16 protein-coding genes are annotated in these 18,494 nt (G+C 71.4%); all 16 read left to right on the forward strand.

Annotation, left to right across the window (positions count from 1 at the left end; all coding sequences use genetic code 11):
* Nucleotides 1–384: 384 nt before the first annotated feature.
* Nucleotides 385–1,341 (forward strand): 16S rRNA (cytosine(1402)-N(4))-methyltransferase RsmH, encoded by a 957-nt coding sequence (rsmH, locus tag ABZ117_RS14770; protein WP_356820726.1) that lies wholly within the window; start codon nt 385–387, stop codon nt 1,339–1,341.
* A gap of 91 nt (nt 1,342–1,432) precedes the next feature.
* Nucleotides 1,433–1,999: a septum formation initiator family protein gene (locus ABZ117_RS14775; RefSeq protein ID WP_356820728.1), complete on the forward strand. Its 567-nt coding sequence runs from the start codon at nt 1,433–1,435 to the stop codon at nt 1,997–1,999.
* A gap of 5 nt (nt 2,000–2,004) precedes the next feature.
* Entirely contained in the window at nt 2,005–3,969 is a 1,965-nt protein-coding gene (locus ABZ117_RS14780; protein ID WP_356820730.1) for a penicillin-binding transpeptidase domain-containing protein, read from the forward strand.
* A 167-nt stretch (nt 3,970–4,136) separates the two neighbouring features.
* Nucleotides 4,137–5,657, forward strand: coding sequence for a UDP-N-acetylmuramoyl-L-alanyl-D-glutamate--2,6-diaminopimelate ligase (locus tag ABZ117_RS14785; protein WP_356820732.1), 1,521 nt, complete (start codon nt 4,137–4,139; stop codon nt 5,655–5,657).
* A gap of 4 nt (nt 5,658–5,661) precedes the next feature.
* Nucleotides 5,662–7,068 (forward strand): UDP-N-acetylmuramoyl-tripeptide--D-alanyl-D-alanine ligase, encoded by a 1,407-nt coding sequence (gene murF, locus ABZ117_RS14790; protein WP_356820734.1) that lies wholly within the window; start codon nt 5,662–5,664, stop codon nt 7,066–7,068.
* On the forward strand, nt 7,068–8,138 hold the full coding sequence (mraY, locus tag ABZ117_RS14795) for a phospho-N-acetylmuramoyl-pentapeptide-transferase (RefSeq protein WP_356820983.1): 1,071 nt from the start codon (nt 7,068–7,070) through the stop codon (nt 8,136–8,138). The genes murF and mraY overlap by 1 nt, the downstream gene beginning before the upstream one ends.
* The gene (murD, locus tag ABZ117_RS14800) at nt 8,120–9,562 is read left to right on the forward strand and encodes a UDP-N-acetylmuramoyl-L-alanine--D-glutamate ligase (RefSeq protein ID WP_356820736.1); all 1,443 of its coding nucleotides are present in this window, start codon (nt 8,120–8,122) and stop codon (nt 9,560–9,562) included. Before mraY ends, murD begins: the two co-directional genes overlap by 19 nt.
* A gap of 68 nt (nt 9,563–9,630) precedes the next feature.
* A complete protein-coding gene (gene ftsW / locus ABZ117_RS14805) occupies nt 9,631–11,010 on the forward strand; it encodes a putative lipid II flippase FtsW (RefSeq protein ID WP_356820738.1) in 1,380 nt (459 codons plus the stop codon).
* A 6-nt stretch (nt 11,011–11,016) separates the two neighbouring features.
* Nucleotides 11,017–12,111 (forward strand): undecaprenyldiphospho-muramoylpentapeptide beta-N-acetylglucosaminyltransferase, encoded by a 1,095-nt coding sequence (murG, locus tag ABZ117_RS14810; protein WP_356820740.1) that lies wholly within the window; start codon nt 11,017–11,019, stop codon nt 12,109–12,111.
* Nucleotides 12,112–12,190: 79 nt separating this feature from the next.
* A complete protein-coding gene (locus tag ABZ117_RS14815) occupies nt 12,191–12,985 on the forward strand; it encodes an FtsQ-type POTRA domain-containing protein (RefSeq protein ID WP_356820742.1) in 795 nt (264 codons plus the stop codon).
* A 280-nt stretch (nt 12,986–13,265) separates the two neighbouring features.
* A complete protein-coding gene (gene ftsZ, locus ABZ117_RS14820; protein WP_356820744.1) occupies nt 13,266–14,477 on the forward strand; it encodes a cell division protein FtsZ in 1,212 nt (403 codons plus the stop codon).
* Nucleotides 14,474–15,202: a peptidoglycan editing factor PgeF gene (pgeF, locus tag ABZ117_RS14825; protein WP_356820746.1), complete on the forward strand. Its 729-nt coding sequence runs from the start codon at nt 14,474–14,476 to the stop codon at nt 15,200–15,202. Before ftsZ ends, pgeF begins: the two co-directional genes overlap by 4 nt.
* A 6-nt stretch (nt 15,203–15,208) precedes the next feature.
* Nucleotides 15,209–15,928 carry a YggS family pyridoxal phosphate-dependent enzyme gene (locus tag ABZ117_RS14830; RefSeq protein ID WP_356820748.1) on the forward strand — a complete coding sequence of 240 codons (720 nt, stop codon included), beginning with the start codon at nt 15,209–15,211 and terminating at the stop codon, nt 15,926–15,928.
* Nucleotides 15,929–16,056: 128 nt separating this feature from the next.
* Nucleotides 16,057–16,698, forward strand: coding sequence for a cell division protein SepF (gene sepF / locus ABZ117_RS14835; RefSeq protein WP_030642042.1), 642 nt, complete (start codon nt 16,057–16,059; stop codon nt 16,696–16,698).
* Nucleotides 16,699–16,757: 59 nt separating this feature from the next.
* Nucleotides 16,758–17,048 carry a YggT family protein gene (locus ABZ117_RS14840; protein WP_121789244.1) on the forward strand — a complete coding sequence of 97 codons (291 nt, stop codon included), beginning with the start codon at nt 16,758–16,760 and terminating at the stop codon, nt 17,046–17,048.
* Between the two features lie 52 nt (nt 17,049–17,100).
* A complete protein-coding gene (locus ABZ117_RS14845) occupies nt 17,101–18,360 on the forward strand; it encodes a DivIVA domain-containing protein (protein WP_356820750.1) in 1,260 nt (419 codons plus the stop codon).
* Nucleotides 18,361–18,494 lie beyond the last annotated feature (134 nt).

Below are 18,494 nucleotides of genomic sequence, written 5' to 3' on the forward strand. Positions count from 1 at the left end.
GCTGTGAGAGGGGACAAAGAACGCCATCGCGGCTTGTTGTGAGCCAACCCACAGGGGGACGGACCCGTACCGGACGGATGAAAAGGTCGGAACAGCGGCCCCCGCCCCGCCGCGGCGCACGACGCGCAGGCCGGTTGGTTGACCGTGAGACACGGTGGACTAAAGTGGCGCGAAGCGGGAGGCGAGGCTCTCCCTGCTGGTGAAACACCCGAAGACCCCGGCACACGCCCGGACCGTCTCCCCCACGTGCGCGGGCGCGTACGTACGGCTCGGCCTCCTCCCGCTCCCGGCCGGCCGACGCTTCCGGCGCCGGCAGGCCGCCCCTCCACGAGCCGGCGGGGACCCGGCGGTGCGTACGGCCGCGCCGGATCCTGAGAGGCCCCCTTGAGCCAGAGTCGACACGTCCCGGTGATGCTCCAGCGGTGCCTGGACCTGCTGGCGCCCGCCCTGGAACACCCGGGAGCGGTGGTCGTCGACTGCACCCTCGGGCTCGGCGGCCACAGCGAGGCGCTGCTGGCCCGGTTCCCCGGGGCGCGGCTGATCGGCCTCGACCGCGACAAGGAGGCGCTGCGCCTGTCCGGCGAGCGGCTCGCACCGTACGGGGACCGCGCCACCCTCGTGCACGCCGTGTACGACGAACTGCCCGACGTACTGGACCGGCTCCGCATCGCGCGCGTCCAGGGCGTGCTGTTCGACCTCGGGGTCTCCTCCATGCAGCTCGACGAGGCCGACCGCGGCTTCGCCTACGCCCAGGACGCGCCCCTGGACATGCGCATGGACCAGACGGCCGGCATCAGCGCCGCCGAGGTCCTCAACACCTACCCGGCGGGCGACCTCGTGCGCATCCTGCGCGCGTACGGCGAGGAGAAGCAGGCCAAGCGGATCGTCTCCGCGATCGTCCGCGAGCGGGACAAGGAGCCGTTCACGAACAGCGCCCGGCTCGTGACGCTGATCCGCGACGCCCTGCCGCAGGCCGCCAAGCGCACCGGCGGCAACCCGGCCAAGCGCACCTTCCAGGCGCTGCGCATCGAGGTGAACGGCGAACTGGCCGTCCTGGAGCGGGCGGTCCCGGCCGCCGTGAAGGCCCTGGACCTGGGCGGGCGGATCGCCGTGCTGTCGTACCACTCGCTCGAGGACCGGCTCGTCAAGCACGTCTTCGCGGCCGGAGCGGCGTCCACCGCGCCGCCCGGACTGCCGGTCGTGCCCGAGCGTTACCAGCCGCGGCTCAAGCTGCTCACCCGTGGTGCCGAACTTCCCACCGAGGACGAGATCACCGAGAACCGCCGCGCCGCCCCGGCGAGACTGCGGGGCGCCGAGCGCATCAGGGAGGACGTCGAGTGAGCCAGACGGGTCGGTGGGTTCCCCCCACGCACCGGGAACCGGTTCCCGCCACGCACCCGGGGACCGGTCACCCCCGGGCACGGGGGGAGCGGTGAGCAGGAAACCCCAGCTCAAGGGGAGGGCGGCCCGGCTCGCCCGGCTCTTCCCGGCCGGCCGCGCCCGGGCGGCCCGCACCCCGTTCGTGCTCCTCGTCGTCCTGCTCCTGGGCGGCGGCCTCATCGGGCTGCTGGTCCTCAACTCAGCCCTCAGCGAAGGCTCGTTCAAACTGGCCGACCTCCAGAAACAGACCAAGAACCTCACCGACGAGGAGCAGTCCCTCCAGCGGGACATCGACGCCTACTCGTCCCCCGACGCCCTCCAGCGCCGCGCCCGGGAGCTCGGCATGGTCCCCGGCGGCGACCCGGCCTTCCTCGGCCCCGGCGGCACGGTGCGCGGCGTCCCCAGCCCCGCCCCGGAGTCCGCCGTCTTCTCCGACCCCCTCGGCCCCGGGGCGGTGACCCCGGCCGCCGGCCTCCCCGCCGTCCCGCCCCAGCCGCCCACCGCGGCGCCCCCCGCCCCGCCGGCCCAGCCGCCGGTGGGCGACCCCCTGGCCCCCGCCCCGGCAGCCGCGCCGCCCTTCACCCCCCAGACCGCCCCCACCCCGACCCCCGGCAGGTGACGGAAGTGTCCGACAGGCAACCGCCCCGCCGCCGCGTGCCCGGACCCGCCAAGCCGCCCCGGCCACGGGGCACCGTCCGGCGGCAGCCCGGGCCCGGCGCCCGCCCGGCCCGCCGCCCCGGCGGCGCCCGGCCCATGCCCCCGCGCCCCCTCCGGCTCGGCAGCCCCCGGCCCCGGCTGCGCCTGGTCAGCCTCGGCCTGACCCTGGTCCTGCTCGCCTTCGTCGTACGGCTGCTCCAGGTCCAGGCCGTCGACGCGAGCGCCTACGCGGCCCGGGCCGAGCAGAACCGCTACGTGGTGCACACCCTGGCCGCCGCGCGCGGCGGGATCACCGACCGCAACGGCGTCGCCCTCGCCATCAGCGAGGACGCGTACGACATCACGGCCGACCCGACGATGTTCACCGCCAAGCAGCTGAAGACCGGCGACGGCCCCGAGCAGGCAGCCGCGCTCCTCGCGCCGATCCTCGGCCAGGACCAGGCGACGCTGGTCAAGAAGCTGCGGCCCGCCAACAGGAACTCCCGCTACACCCGGCTCGCCGCGCGGCAGACGCCGCAGGTCTGGAAGCAGATCAAGGACCTGAAGGCCGCGCTCGCCAAGAAGGCGGGGACGGACCGGCACACCGCCAACGTGCTGGCCGGCGTCTTCGCGGACCCCAGCAGTCAGCGCGTGTACCCCAACGGAGACCTGGCCGCCGGGATACTGGGCTGGGTCAACGCCGACGGCCGGGGCGGCGGCGGCATCGAACAGGAACTGGACAAGCAGCTCACCGGCAAGGACGGCAAGGTCCGGTACGCCCAGTCGGGCGGGCGCCAGGTGCCGACCGTGGGGTCGACGCAGACACCGGCCGTGCCCGGGGCCGACGTCGAGCTGACGATCGACCGGGACATCCAGTGGGCCGCGCAGAACGCCATCACCGAGCAGGTGAGGAAGTCCCGGGCGGACCGCGGGTACGTCATCGTCCAGGACACCCGAACCGGCCAGATCCTGGCCATGGCCAACTCGCCCGGCTTCGATCCGAACGACCTGGCGAAGGCCGACGGCGACGCCATGGGCAACGCGGCCCTCCAGGACGCCTACGAGCCCGGCTCCACCGCCAAGGTGATGTCCATGGCGGCCGTGCTGGAGCAGAACGTGGCGACCCCGCTCACCCACGTCGTCGTACCCAACCGGCTGCACCGCGGCGACCGCCTCTTCCAGGACGACATCGACCACGCCACCTGGTACCTCACGCTCAACGGCGTGCTCGCCAAGTCCAGCAACATCGGCACCATCCTGGCCACCGGCGAACTCGGCAGGTCCCAGCCCGAGGCCAACCGGATCCTCCACTCCTATCTGCACCGGTTCGGCATCGGCGACTACACCGGGCTGGACTTCCCCGGCGAGACCCGCGGCATCCTCGCGCCGCCGCAGAAGTGGTCCACCTCGCAGCAGTACACGATCCCTTTCGGCCAGGGCTTCTCCATCAACGCGATGCAGGCGGCATCCGTGTACTCGACCATCGCCAACGGCGGAGTCCGCGTCGAGCCGAGCCTCGTGCGCGGCACGAAGGGTGCCGACGGGCGCTTCACACCCGCCCACAAGCCCGCGAAGACGCGGGTGGTCAGCGCGAAGACCGCCAAGGCGGTCGCCCAGATGCTGGAGTCGGTCGTGGACGACGAGCAGGGCACCGGCATCAAGGCCCGCATCCCCGGGTACCGGGTCGCGGGCAAGACCGGCACGGCCAACCGCGTGGATCCGGCCACCGGCCGCTACCGCGGCTACACCTCGTCCTTCGCCGGCTTCGCGCCCGCGGACAACCCGCGCGTCACCGTGTACTGCGCCATCCAGAACGCCACCGCCGGCAGCTACTTCGGCGGTCAGATCTGCGGTCCCATCTACAAGCAGGTGATGGAGTTCGCCCTCAAGACCCTCCAGATCCCGCCGACCGGAGCCAGGGCCGCCAACCTGCCCGTCGACTACAAGCCCTGATCCGCACCCCCGGAAACACCAGGAACCAGCTCGTGACAACGATCACCCCCGACGACGGGAACCACGGGGCCGCGAACCCCTCGCTTCGCTCCGGAGCGGGTGCGCCCGGTACGCTCACCGCCGTGCCACACGCTGATCAGTCCCAAACCACCCAGAAGGGCGCTTCCGTGACATATCCGGGACCGCCGCGACCGGTCGAGGTCTCCGCCACACCCCTCGCGGAACTCGCCGATCAGCTGGGTGCCGCCGCTCCGGCCGGCTCCGCCGAGGTCACGGGCATCACCCACGACTCCCGTGCCGTCCGCCCCGGCGACCTGTACGCCGCCCTGCCGGGTGCCCGGCTGCACGGCGCCGACTTCGCCATGCAGGCCGCCGGCCTCGGCGCGGTCGCCGTGCTCACCGATCCGACGGGTGCCGAACGCGCCGCCGCCACCGGACTGCCCGTGCTGGTCGTGGACGACCCGCGCGCGCGGATGGGCGAACTCGCGGCCACCATCTACGGCCGGCCGGGCCGCGACCTGCTCCAGATCGGCATCACCGGCACCTCCGGCAAGACCACCACGGCCTATCTGGTCGAGGGCGGCCTGAAGACCGCGCGCAGCACCGGTCTCATCGGCACCGTCGAGATGCGCATCGGCGAGGAGCGCATCAAGTCCGAGCGCACCACCCCCGAGGCCACCGACCTCCAGGCCCTGTTCGCCGTCATGCGCGAACGCGGTGTCGAGGCGGTCGCCATGGAGGTCTCCAGCCACGCCCTGGTCCTCGGCCGGGTCGACGGCTGCGTCTTCGACATCGCCGTCTTCACCAACCTCAGCCCGGAGCACATGGAGTTCCACTCCGGCATGGAGGACTACTTCCAGGCCAAGGCCCAGCTGTTCACGCCGCGCCGCAGCAGGCTCGGGGTCGTCAACACCGACGACGAGTACGGCCGCCGGCTCGCCGCCGAGGCGGGCGTCCCGGTCGTCACCTTCTCCGCCGAGGGCCACCCCGACGCCGACTGGCGCGCCCAGGACGTCCAGGTCGGCCCCATGGACTCGACCTTCACCGTCCTCGGCCCGAACGGCGAGCGGGTCCAGGCCAGGTCGCCGCTGCCGGGGCCGTTCAACGTGGCGAACACCCTCGCCGCCGTCGTCGCCCTCGCCGCGGCCGGCCTCGACCCGCAGGCGGCCGCCGACGGCATCGCGGCCGTGCCGGGCGTCCCCGGCCGTCTGGAGCGCGTCGACGCCGGGCAGCCGTACCTCGCGGTCGTCGACTACGCCCACAAGACCGACGCGGTCGAGTCCGTGCTCAAGGCGCTGCGCAAGGTCACCAAGGGCCGGCTGCACGTCGTCCTCGGCTGTGGCGGCGACCGCGACCGGAGCAAGCGCGCCCCGATGGGCGCCGCCGTGGCCCGGCTCGCCGACACGGCCGTACTGACCTCCGACAACCCCCGCTCCGAGGATCCCCTCGCGATCCTCGCGACCATGCTCCAGGGCGCGGCCTCCGTGCCCGCGCACGAGCGCGGCGAGGTACTCCTGTTCGAGGACCGGGCCGCCGCCGTCGCCGCCGCCGTGGGCCGCGCCCAGGCCGGCGACACGGTACTGGTCGCGGGCAAGGGCCACGAGCAGGGCCAGGACATCGCCGGCGTGATCCGTCCCTTCGACGACCGCCAGGTGCTCCGCGAAGCTATCCAGCAGACCCAGGGATGAACTTGTGATCGCCCTCTCCCTCGCCGAGATCGCAGCAGTCGTCGGCGGGCAGACGCACGACATACCGGATCCGTCCGCGCAGGTCACGGGACCGGTCGTCCGGGACTCCCGCGAGGTGGTGCCCGGCAGCCTGTTCGCCGCCTTCGTCGGCGAGCGCGTGGACGGCCACGACTACGCGGCCCGGGTCGTCCAGGCCGGCGCGGTCGCCGTGCTGGCGTCCCGGCCGGTCGGCGTCCCCGCGATCGTCGTCGACGACGTCCAGACGGCCCTCGGCGCCCTCGCCCGGCACGTCGTACAGCGCCTCGGCGCGACCCTCGTCGCCCTGACCGGCTCGGCCGGCAAGACGAGCACCAAGGACCTCATCGCGCAGGTCCTGCGGCGCAAGGCGCCGACGGTGTTCACCCCCGGTTCGCTCAACAACGAGATCGGACTGCCGCTGACCGCCCTGACCGCCACCGAGGAGACCCGGTTCCTCGTGCTGGAGATGGGCGCCCGCGGCATCGGGCACATCCGTTACCTCGCGGATCTGACCCCCCCGAAGATCGGCCTGGTGCTCAACGTCGGCACCGCCCACATCGGCGAGTTCGGCGGGCGCGAGCAGATCGCCCAGGCCAAGGGCGAACTCGTGGAGGCCCTTCCCGAGGACGGCGCGGCGATCCTCAACGCCGACGACCCGCTGGTGCGGGCCATGGCCTCCCGTACCAAGGCGAAGGTGGTCCTTTTCGGAGAGTCGGCCGAAGCGGACGTACGCGCCGAGAACGTACGACTCACGGACAGTGGACAGCCCGCCTTCAGGCTTCACACACCCTCCGGTGCAAGCGATGTGACGATGCGCCTGTACGGTGAGCATCACGTGTCGAACGCGCTCGCCGCGGCCGCCGTCGCCCATGAGCTGGGCATGTCCGCAGCGGAGATCGCCACCGCGCTCTCCGAGGCGGGCTCCCTCTCCCGCTGGCGCATGGAGGTCACCGAGCGCCCGGACGGCGTGACCATCGTCAACGACGCCTACAACGCCAACCCCGAGTCCATGCGGGCCGCCCTCAGGGCGCTCGCGGCCATGGGCACGGGGCGCCGCACGTGGGCGGTGCTCGGCAAGATGGCCGAGCTGGGGGACGAGGCGCTCGCCGAGCACGACGCCGTCGGACGGCTCGCCGTCCGGCTCAACGTCAGCAAGCTCGTCGCCGTCGGGGGGATTGAGGCCTCCTGGCTGCAACTGGGCGCATATAACGAGGGTTCGTGGGGTGAGGAGTCGGTGCACGTGTCCGACGCACAGGCGGCGATCGACCTGTTGCGCAGCGAGTTGCGCCCGGGGGACGTCGTACTCGTGAAGGCGTCCCGGTCGGTGGGGCTGGAGAGCGTGGCCCAGGCGCTCACCGAGGCCGGTGCCGAGGGCGGGGTCGATGCCCGATGATGAAGCAGATCCTGTTCTCGGGAGTCATCGGCCTGTTCCTGACCCTGGTCGGCACCCCGCTGCTGATCAAGCTCCTCGCCCGCAAGGGCTACGGCCAGTACATCCGTGACGACGGCCCGCGCGAGCACGCCAGCAAGCGCGGTACGCCGACCATGGGCGGTATCGCCTTCATCCTGGCGACGATCGCCGCGTACTTCCTGAGCAAGCTCATCACCGGCTACCCCCCGACCTACTCCGGTCTGCTGGTCCTCGGCCTGATGGCCGGCATGGGCCTGGTCGGCTTCCTCGACGACTACATCAAGATCGTCAAGCGGCGCTCGCTGGGCCTGCGGGCCAAGGCCAAGATGGCCGGCCAGCTGATCGTCGGCATCGCCTTCGCCGTGCTGTCGCTCCAGTTCTCCGACGCGCGCGGCAACACCCCGGCCTCCACCAAGCTGTCGTTCATCACCGACTTCGGCTGGACGCTCGGCCCGGTGCTGTTCGTCGTCTGGGCTCTGTTCATGATCCTCGCGATGTCGAACGGCGTGAACCTGACCGACGGTCTGGACGGCCTCGCCACCGGCGCCTCCGTCCTCGTCTTCGGCGCCTACACCTTCATCGGCGTCTGGCAGTTCCAGGAGTCCTGCGCCAACGCGGGTACCCTGACCAACCCGGGCGCCTGCTACGAGGTGCGCGACCCGCTGGACCTGGCCGTGGTCGCCTCCGCGCTGATGGGCGCCTGCCTGGGCTTCCTGTGGTGGAACACCTCGCCGGCGAAGATCTTCATGGGCGACACCGGTTCGCTCGCGCTCGGCGGTGTCCTCACCGGCCTGGCCATCCTCTCCCGCACGGAGCTGCTGGTGGCCATCATGGGCGGCCTGTTCGTCCTCATCACCATGTCGGTCGTCATCCAGGTCGGCTCCTTCCGGCTCACCGGCAAGCGCGTCTTCCGGATGGCGCCGCTCCAGCACCACTTCGAACTCAAGGGCTGGTCCGAGGTACTTGTGGTGGTCCGCTTCTGGATCATCCAGGGCATCTGTGTGATCGTCGGACTGGGCCTCTTCTACGCGGGATGGGCAGCGGACAAGTGACCTCCTCGGCGCCTTCAGAGTCCTTCGCATTCCAGGGCAGGCACGTCACCGTCGCCGGGCTCGGCGTCTCCGGGATCCCGGCGGCGAAGGCGCTGCACGCGCGCGGGGCGCTCGTCACGGTCGTCAACGACGGCGACGACGCGCGCGCGCGCGAACAGGCCGCTCAGCTGGAGGCGCTCGGCATCACCGTGCGCCTCGGCGACGGGGCCACCCTGCCCGAGGGCACCGAGCTGATCGTCACCGCGCCCGGCTGGAAGCCGGACAAGCCGCTGTTCCTGGCGGCCGGTGAGGCGGGCGTGCCCGTCTGGGGCGACGTGGAGCTGGCCTGGCGTCTGCGAGGCCCCGACGCGGCCCCCTGGCTGGCCGTGACGGGCACCAACGGCAAGACCACGACCGTCCAGATGCTCGCCTCCATCCTGACGGCGGCCGGTCTGCGCACGGCCGCCGTCGGCAACATCGGCGTCTCCTTGCTGGACGCGGTCCTCGGCGAGGAGCGCCACGACGTCCTCGCCGTGGAACTCTCCAGCTACCAGCTGCACTGGGCGCCCTCCGTGCGCGCCCACTCGGCGGTGGTCCTCAACCTCGCGCCGGACCACCTGGACTGGCACGGCTCCATGGAGGCGTACGCGCGCGACAAGGGCCGTATCTACGAGGGGAACCGGGTCGCCTGCGTCTACAACGCCGCCGACCGGGCCACCGAGGACCTCGTGCGCGAGGCCGACGTCGAAGAGGGCTGCCGGGCCGTGGGGTTCACCCTGGGCACGCCCGGCCCCTCCCAACTCGGCGTGGTGGACGGCATCCTGGTCGACCGGGCCTTCGTCGAGAACCGGCAGAAGAACGCGCAGGAGCTGGCCCAGGTCTCCGACGTGAACCCGCCGGCCCCGCACAACATCGCCAACGCCCTTGCCGCGGCGGCCCTCGCGCGCGCCTTCGGCGTGCCCGCCACGGCCGTACGCGACGGCCTGCGGGCCTTCCGGCCCGACGCCCACCGCATCGCGCACGTGGCCGACATCGACGGAGTGGCGTACGTCGACGACTCCAAGGCGACCAATACCCACGCCGCGGAAGCCTCGTTGGCGGCATATGAACCGATCGTATGGATCGCGGGAGGTCTGGCGAAGGGCGCGACGTTCGACGAACTGGTCGCCAGGTCGGCGAAGCGACTGCGCGGAGCCGTCCTGATCGGCGCCGACCGGGCACTGATCCGTGAGGCCCTCGCGCGACACGCCCCGGAAGTACCCGTCGTCGACCTCGACCGGACCGACACTGGGGCGATGCTCCAGGCGGTGACTCAGGCGAAGCGGCTGGCACGGCCCGGCGACACGGTGCTGCTGGCCCCGGCCTGCGCCTCCATGGACATGTTCACCAACTACAACCAGCGCGGCGACGCGTTCGCGGCGGCGGTCCGCGAACTCGGCGCCTGACCCCGGCCGCCTGCCGGGCGGATCTTGGGAGGGACGCGTGGGACGGTCGACGTTCAGTGGAGGCGCCGATGCCCAGTAGCCGAACCGGCCGGCCGCCCGTGCAGCGGGCGCCCCGGCGCCCGCGCCCCGCCGTTCCCAGGCCCCCGCGCGAGAACCCCGTCCAGCGGTTCTGCACCCGCGCGCGCAGGGCCTGGGACCGGCCGCTGACCGCCTACTACCTGATCGCCGGCGGCAGCGTGCTGATCACCGTGCTCGGTCTGGTGATGGTGTACTCGGCCTCCCAGATCACCGCGTTGCAGCTGTCGCTGCCGGGGTCGTACTTCTTCCGCAAGCAGTTCCTCGCCGCACTCATCGGCGGCGCACTGCTGTTCGCCGCTTCCCGCATGCCGGTGAAACTGCACCGGGCGCTGGCCTACCCGATCCTCGCCGGCGCCGTCTTCCTGATGGCCCTGGTGCAGGTGCCCGGGATAGGGATGGCGGTCAACGGCAACCAGAACTGGATCTCGCTCGGCGGCTCCTTCCAGATCCAGCCCAGTGAGTTCGGCAAGCTGGCCCTGGTGCTGTGGGGCGCGGACCTGATCGCCCGCAAGCAGGAGCGCAGGCTGCTGACCCAGTGGAAGCACATGCTGGTGCCGCTGGTCCCGGTCACGTTCCTGCTGCTCGGGCTGATCATGCTGGGCGGCGACATGGGAACCGCGATCATTCTCACGGCGATCCTGTTCGGCCTGCTGTGGCTCGCGGGCGCGCCGACCCGGCTGTTCGCGGGCGTGCTGTCGGTCGCCGCGCTGATCGGTGTGGTCCTCATCAAGACCAGCCCCAACCGGATGGCCCGCCTCGCCTGCATCGGCGCCACCGAGCCGAAGACCGGGGTCGCCGACTGCTGGCAGGCCGTGCACGGCATCTACGCCCTCGCCTCCGGCGGTTTCTTCGGCTCCGGACTCGGCGCGAGTGTGGAAAAATGGGGCCAACTCCCGGAAGCCCACACGGACTTCATCTTCGCCGTGACCGGCGAGGAACTGGGTCTCGCGGGGACGCTGTCGGTGCTCGCCCTGTTCGCGGCTCTAGGCTATGCGGGTATCCGCGTGGCCGGACGCACGGAGGACCCCTTCGTGAGGTATGCCGCGGGAGGCGTGACCACCTGGATCACCGCCCAAGCGGTGATCAACATCGGTGCGGTGCTCGGTCTGCTGCCGATCGCCGGTGTCCCGCTCCCGCTGTTCTCCTACGGAGGGTCCGCCCTGCTGCCGACCATGTTCGCCATCGGGCTGCTGATCGCCTTCGCGCGCGACGAGCCCGCTGCGCGGGCGGCGCTCGCGACGCGGCAACCTCGCTTTGGTAGAAAGCGGGCGGGAGGCTCCGGTGCCGGGCGGGTATCCGGCCGGGGACCACGGAGATGGAACACGATGCGACGGCGTGCCTCGGCGGCGCGTACGTCCGGAGAGCGGTGAATTTCGGTGCATGTCGTACTCGCCGGTGGGGGGACCGCCGGCCACATCGAGCCCGCGCTCGCCCTCGCGGACGCCCTGCGCAGGCAGGACCCGACCGTGGGGATCACGGCCCTGGGCACGGAGCGCGGCCTGGAGACCCGGCTCGTTCCGGAGCGCGGCTACGAGCTGGCGCTGATCCCGGCGGTGCCGCTGCCCCGCAAGCCCACGCCGGAGCTGATCACCGTCCCGGGCCGGCTGCGCGGCACGATCAAGGCGGCCGAGCAGATCCTGGAGCGCACCAAGGCGGACGCCGTGGTCGGTTTCGGCGGCTACGTCGCCCTGCCCGCCTACCTGGCCGCCAAGCGCCTCGGTGTGCCCATCGTGATCCATGAGGCCAACGCCCGCCCGGGCCTGGCCAACAAGATCGGCTCGCGGTACGCGGCCCGGGTCGCCGTCTCGACCCCGGACAGCAAGCTGCGTGACGCCCACTACATCGGCATCCCGCTGCGCCGCTCCATCGCCACCCTGGACCGCGCCGCCGTCCGCCCGGAGGCGCGCGCCCGCTTCGGGCTCGACCCGAACCTGCCCACGCTGCTCGTCTCCGGCGGTTCCCAGGGCGCCCGGCGCCTCAACGAGGTGGTCCAGCAGGTCGCTCCCTGGCTCCAGCAGGCCGGCATCCAGATCCTGCACGCGGTCGGCCCGAAGAACGAACTGCCGCAAGTGCACCAGATGCCGGGGATGCCCCCCTATATCCCGGTAAGTTACCTGGACCGGATGGACCTCGCGTACGCGGCGGCCGACATGATGCTCTGCCGCGCGGGCGCGATGACCGTCGCCGAACTCTCCGCCGTCGGACTGCCGGCCGCCTACGTCCCGCTGCCCATCGGCAACGGCGAACAGCGGCTGAACGCCCAGCCGGTGGTCAAGGCCGGTGGCGGACTCCTCGTCGACGACGCGGAACTGACGCCGGAGTGGGTGCAGCACAACGTCCTGCCCGTGCTCGCCGACCCCCACCGGCTGTACGAGATGTCCCGCTCGGCAAGCGAGTTCGGCCGCCGGGACGCCGACGACCTGCTCGTCGGCCTGGTGTACGAGGCGATCGCCTCGCGCCGTCCGCAGTAAGGCATGGGCGGGTGAGCCGAAGGGGCGCGCACCGGACGGGGCGCCCCGGAGACGAACCGGGCCAGGAAAAGGAGTGAGCGTGGCCGGACCGACGACCGCCGAGCGCGGTGAACGCCAGCAGGAGTCGTCCGGCCCGCCGTCCGCTTCCCGGACCAGGAGGCGGCGCCTCCTGGTGCTCGCCGCCGCCGCGGCCCTCCTGGTGCTGCTCGGGGCCGGTGCCGTCTGGGTGTTGTACGGCTCCGCCTGGCTGCGGGTGGACCACGTCTCGGTGTCCGGGACGCGGGTGCTGACCCCCGCCCAGGTGCGCGAGGCGGCGGCCGTACCCGTCGGGGAGCCGATGATTTCCGCCGACACGGATGCCGTCGAAGCCCGGCTTCGCCGGAAATTGCCCCGAATTGACACCGTAGACGTGGTTCGTTCCTGGCCGCATGGAATCGGCCTGAAAGTGATTGAGCGCACTCCGGTTCTGCTGGCCCGAAAGAACGGGAACTTCGTCGAAATCGATGACGAAGGTGTCCGGTTCGCCACGGTTCCGCAGGCGCCGAAAGGTGTTCCCGCACTGGAGGTGTCCGCCTCCCGCAAGGGGCCCGGCGCCGCGAGCTTCCGGCGCTTCGGTGTGGACCGGCTGGTGCGCGAGGCCGTCCGGGTCGCCGGTGACCTGCCGGAGCCCGTGCTGAGGGTCACCCGCGCCGTCCAAGTCCGCTCCTACGACGCGATCTCGCTGGAGTGGGGCGACGGGCGCACGGTGGCATGGGGCAGCGGCGAGAACGGCAGCGCCAAGGCACGGGCCCTCACGGCTCTCATGAAAGCAGTTCCCGGCGCACGGCACTTTGATGTCACCGTTCCCACCGCCCCTGCGTCATCGGGGAGTTGACGCACATCAGCGCAGGCCAGCACCCTGGTTGGGCACTGCTATGCCTGATCACATAGGGTGAAAAGAAAAACGGGAGGTTCGGCGTGTTCGTTGAACGGGCGCCACTTGTCGACTTAGTGTCCTGTTCAGAAGACTCCAGGGAACAGACACACTGGTAACCCTAAACTTCAAGGTTAGGGTTCGGGTCGGCGCTACGGACCGTCCCATTCGGCATCCGTCGTCCCGGCGCGGGGCAACCGCACGGCGGCGACAACGTAATTCGAGGCGAGAGGCCTTCGACGTGGCAGCACCGCAGAACTACCTCGCAGTCATCAAGGTCATCGGTGTCGGCGGCGGTGGTGTCAATGCCATCAACCGGATGATCGAGGTCGGTCTCAAGGGCGTCGAGTTCATCGCCATCAACACCGACGCACAGGCGCTGTTGATGAGCGACGCCGACGTCAAGCTCGACGTCGGCCGCGAACTCACCCGCGGACTCGGCGCCGGAGCCAACCCGGCCGTCGGCCGCAAGGCCGCCGAGGATCACCGCGAGGAGATCGAGGAGGTCCTCAAGGGGGCCGACATGGTCTTCGTGACGGCCGGCGAGGGCGGCGGCACCGGCACCGGCGGCGCACCCGTCGTGGCCAACATCGCGCGCAATCTGGGCGCCCTGACCATCGGCGTGGTCACGCGCCCGTTCACCTTCGAGGGACGGCGCCGTGCGAACCAGGCCGAGGACGGCATCGCGGAACTCCGCGAAGAGGTCGACACCCTCATCGTCATCCCCAACGACCGGCTGCTGTCCATCTCGGACCGCCAGGTCTCGGTCCTGGACGCCTTCAAGTCCGCGGACCAGGTCCTGCTCTCCGGTGTGCAGGGCATCACCGACCTCATCACCACCCCCGGCCTGATCAACCTGGACTTCGCCGATGTCAAGTCGGTCATGTCCGAGGCCGGTTCGGCCCTCATGGGCATCGGCTCGGCCCGCGGCGACGACCGCGCGGTGGCCGCGGCCGAGATGGCGATCTCCTCCCCGCTGCTGGAGGCGTCCATCGACGGCGCCCGCGGCGTGCTGCTCTCCATCTCCGGCGGCTCCGACCTCGGCCTGTTCGAGATCAACGAGGCCGCCCAGCTGGTCAGCGAGGCCGCGCACCCCGAGGCCAACATCATCTTCGGCGCGGTCATCGACGACGCCCTGGGCGACGAGGTCCGGGTCACCGTCATCGCGGCCGGCTTCGACGGCGGCCAGCCGCCCGCCCGCCGGGACAACGTGCTCGGCTCGACCTCCGCATCCGCGCCCGCGCGCCGCGAGGAGCCCGCGCCCGCGCGGTCGAGCGAGCCCAGCCGTCCGTCCTTCGGTTCGCTGGGCAGCGTGAAGCCGAAGGAGGAGCCGGAGCCGGCGCCCGAGCCGGTGGCCGACATCCCGGTCCCGCCGCCGGTCACGCCGGCGCCGCGGCCCGCCTATGTGGACAGCACCGCCGAGGAACTGGACGTCCCGGACTTCCTCAAGTGATAGGACGGCGCGAGAGCGTGAGCGGCGCGCACTTCGCCTTCACCGACCGGTGGGGCGGGGTGAGCGCCGCTCCGTATGAGGAGCTGAACCTCGGCGGCGCGGTCGGCGACGCCCCGGAGTCCGTGGGGACCAACCGCAAGCTGGCGGCCGAGTCGCTCGGTCTGGACCCCGTCTCGGTGGTCTGGATGCGGCAGGTGCACGGCGCCGACGTCGTCGTGGTGGACGCGCCTTGGGGCGGGCGTCCGGTACCCGAGGCCGACGCGGTCGTCACCGCCCGGCGCGGGCTCGCCCTCGCCGTCCTCACCGCCGACTGCGTGCCGGTCCTGCTGGCCGACCCCGTCGCCGGGATCGCCGCCGCGGCCCACGCGGGCCGGCCCGGCATGGTCCGGGGGGTCGTCCCCGCCGCCGTACGGGCCATGGTCGAACTCGGCGCCGTACCGGACCGGATCGTCGCCCGCACCGGACCGGCCGTCTGCGGCCGGTGCTACGAGGTGCCGGAGGCGATGCGCGCCGAGGTGGCCGCCGTCGAACCGGCGGCGCACGCCGAGACGAGCTGGGGCACGCCCGCGGTCGACGTGGCCGCCGGCGTGCACGCGCAGCTCGACCGGCTCGGGGTGCGCGACCGGGCGCAGTCGCCGGTGTGCACACTGGAGTCGGGGGACCACTTCTCGTACCGCCGCGACCGCGCCACGGGGCGGCTCGCCGGCTATGTGTGGCTGGATTGATGGGGCATGACGGACCGTAAGACGGAACTCGCCGCGAAACTGGCGAAGGTGGAGGAGCGCATCGCGACCGCGTGTGCGGCGGCCGGGCGCGGGCGGGAGGAGGTGACCCTCATCGTGGTCACCAAGACCTACCCGGCGAGCGATGTGCGGATCCTGTCCGGGCTCGGCGTGCGCCAAGTCGCCGAGAACCGCGACCAGGACGCGGCCCCGAAGGCCGCCGCGTGCACCGATCTGCCTCTGACATGGCACTTCGTCGGTCAGTTGCAGACCAACAAAGTCCGTTCCGTGGTCGGTTATGCCGATGTCGTGCAGTCCGTCGACCGTGCCCGGCTCGTCGCCGCGCTGTCGAAGGAAGCGGTACGGGTGGAGCGCGAGGTGGGCTGCCTGCTCCAGGTCGCGCTCGACGCGGGGGCGAGCGGCCGGGGCGAACGCGGTGGCGTGGCGCCGGACGGAATCGAAGAGTTGGCCGACCTCGTGGCCGCGGCGCCCGGGCTGCGGCTCGACGGCCTGATGACCGTCGCTCCGCTCACCGGGGAATACGCGGGACGCGAACAGGCGGCGTTCGGACGGCTCATGGATTTGTCGACCGACCTGCGCCGGACCCATCCGGCTGCAACCATGGTGTCGGCAGGGATGAGTGCGGACCTCGAACAGGCCGTGGCCGCCGGGGCGACACATGTACGCGTCGGCAGTGCGGTACTCGGAGTCCGCCCCAGGCTCGGGTAACGTCGCCAGGAAGTCGGACCACAGCAGAAAATATGGTCAGTGCCCGCCAAGGCGGGCACAACGACCACGTGGATCGCGGGCATTTGGCAGTCGTCAGTCGATCCACCACAGAGCGGAGGACTCAGAGCATGGCCGGCGCGATGCGCAAGATGGCGGTCTACCTCGGCCTCGTGGAGGACGATGGGTACGACGGCCGCGGATTCGACCCCGACGACGACTTCGAGCCCGAGCTGGACCCGGAGCCCGAGCGGGACCACCGACGGCACGAACCGTCACATCAGTCGCATGGTGCACACCAGTCCCAAAGGGACGAAGAGGTGCGAATCGTGCAACCGCCCGCGCCGCGCGAGCCGGTGGCCCGTTCGACTTCGCTCGCCGCGGAATCGGGACGTCCGGCGCGGATCGCGCCCGTGGCATCCATCACACAAGAACGTCAGTCCCTGGAGAAGAACGCACCGGTGATCATGCCCAAGGTCGTGTCGGAACGAGAGCCTTACCGGATCACCACCCTTCACCCGCGGACCTACAACGAGGCCCGTACCATCGGGGAACACTTCCGTGAGGGCACCCCGGTGATCATGAATCTGACTGAGATGGATGACACAGACGCCAAGCGACTTGTCGACTTTGCGGCCGGTTTGGTGTTTGGTCTTCACGGCAGCATCGAGCGGGTGACGCAGAAGGTGTTCCTGTTGTCTCCTGCTAACGTCGATGTCACGGCGGAGGACAAGGCCCGCATCGCAGAGGGCGGGTTCTTCAACCAGAGCTGAGACGCACGACCGGACCGCAGTACGGAAAGCACGGAGCAGGGGAGAGGGAACCGCAGGCCATGAGCGTGTTCGCGCAGGTGATCTACATCGCGCTGATGGTGTTCCTCGTCGTGCTCATCTTCCGGCTGGTCATGGATTACGTGTTCCAGTTCGCCCGCTCGTGGCAACCCGGCAAGGCGATGGTGGTCGTACTGGAGGCCACCTACACTGTCACCGATCCACCGTTGAAGCTTCTGCGGCGGTTCATCCCGCCGCTGCGTCTCGGGGGCGTGGCGCTCGACCTGTCCTTCTTCGTACTGATGATCATCGTTTACGTCCTCATCTCCATTGCGCAGCACTTCGTGAGATGAGGGTGGACGATACGGTCTTGCCGACTGCCGATGACTACGTTGAGGTGAAGAGATGCCGTTGACCCCCGAGGACGTGCGGAACAAGCAGTTCACGACCGTCCGCCTCCGAGAAGGCTATGACGAGGACGAGGTCGATGCCTTCCTCGACGAGGTCGAAGCCGAACTGACCCGGCTGCTCCGCGAGAACGAGGACCTGCGCGCCAAACTGGCCGCGGCCACGCGCGCGGCCGCCCAGAACCAGCAGAACATGCGCAAGCCCCCGGAGCAGGACCAGCAGCAGGGGATGCCCCAGCAGGGAATGCCTCAGCAGGGCATGCCCCAGCAGGGGATGCGAGGTCCCGGCGCACCGGTGCCCGCCGGCATATCGGGCCCGCCGCAGCAGCAGATGGGCGGCCCCATGGGTGGTCCGCCCCAGCTGCCGAGCGGTGCCCCGCAGCTGCCCGCCGGCCCCGGCGGTCAGGGTGGCCCGCAGGGTCCCGGCCCCATGGGCCAGGGCCAGATGGGCCAGGGTCAGATGGGGCAGGGCCAGATGGGGCAGGGCTCCATGGGCCAGGGTCAGATGGGGCAGGGCCAGATGGGGCAGGGCTCCATGGGCCAGGGCCAGATGGGCCAGGGCCAGATGGGGCAGGGCCACATGGGCGGTCAGCCGCCCATGCAGCAGCAGATGGGCGGCCCGATGGGCGGTCCCATGGGCGGCCACGGCCAGGGCCCCGGTGGCGACAGTGCCGCCCGTGTCCTCTCGCTGGCCCAGCAGACCGCCGACCAGGCGATCGCCGAGGCCCGTTCCGAGGCCAACAAGATCGTCGGCGAGGCCCGCAGCCGCGCCGAGGGTCTGGAGCGTGACGCCCGTGCCAAGGCCGACGCCCTGGAGCGGGACGCGCAGGAGAAGCACCGCGTCGCCATGGGCTCCCTGGAGTCCGCGCGCGCCACGCTGGAGCGCAAGGTCGAGGACCTGCGCGGCTTCGAACGCGAGTACCGCACGCGGCTGAAGTCGTACCTGGAGTCGCAGCTGCGTCAGCTGGAGACCCAGGCCGACGACTCCCTGGCCCCGCCGCGCACTCCGGCCACCGCGTCCCTGCCGCCGTCCCCGGCGCCCTCCATGGCCCCGGCCGGCGCGAGCGCCCCGTCCTACGGCGGCAACCAGGGGATGGGCGGCAACTCCGGCAACCCCGGCCCGTCCTACGGCGGCCAGCAGCAGATGACCCCGGCCATGACCCAGCCCATGGCCCCGGTCCGCCCGCAGGGTCCGTCCTCGATGGGCCAGGCGCCCTCGCCGATGCGCGGGTTCCTGATCGACGAGGACGACAACTGAGCACCGGGTACTAGTACGACAACGGCGTCGGCAGCGCCCAAGGGGCGGGCCCCCGGACTTCGGTCCGGGGGCCCGCCCCTTTTACGCGGGTTGCGCGCGCCCGCCGTCGGGGCGCGGGACACCGCGCGACGGTG

Origin of the sequence: Streptomyces sp. NPDC006309, from assembly GCF_040613095.1 — a bacterium.
Classification (GTDB): domain Bacteria; phylum Actinomycetota; class Actinomycetes; order Streptomycetales; family Streptomycetaceae; genus Streptomyces.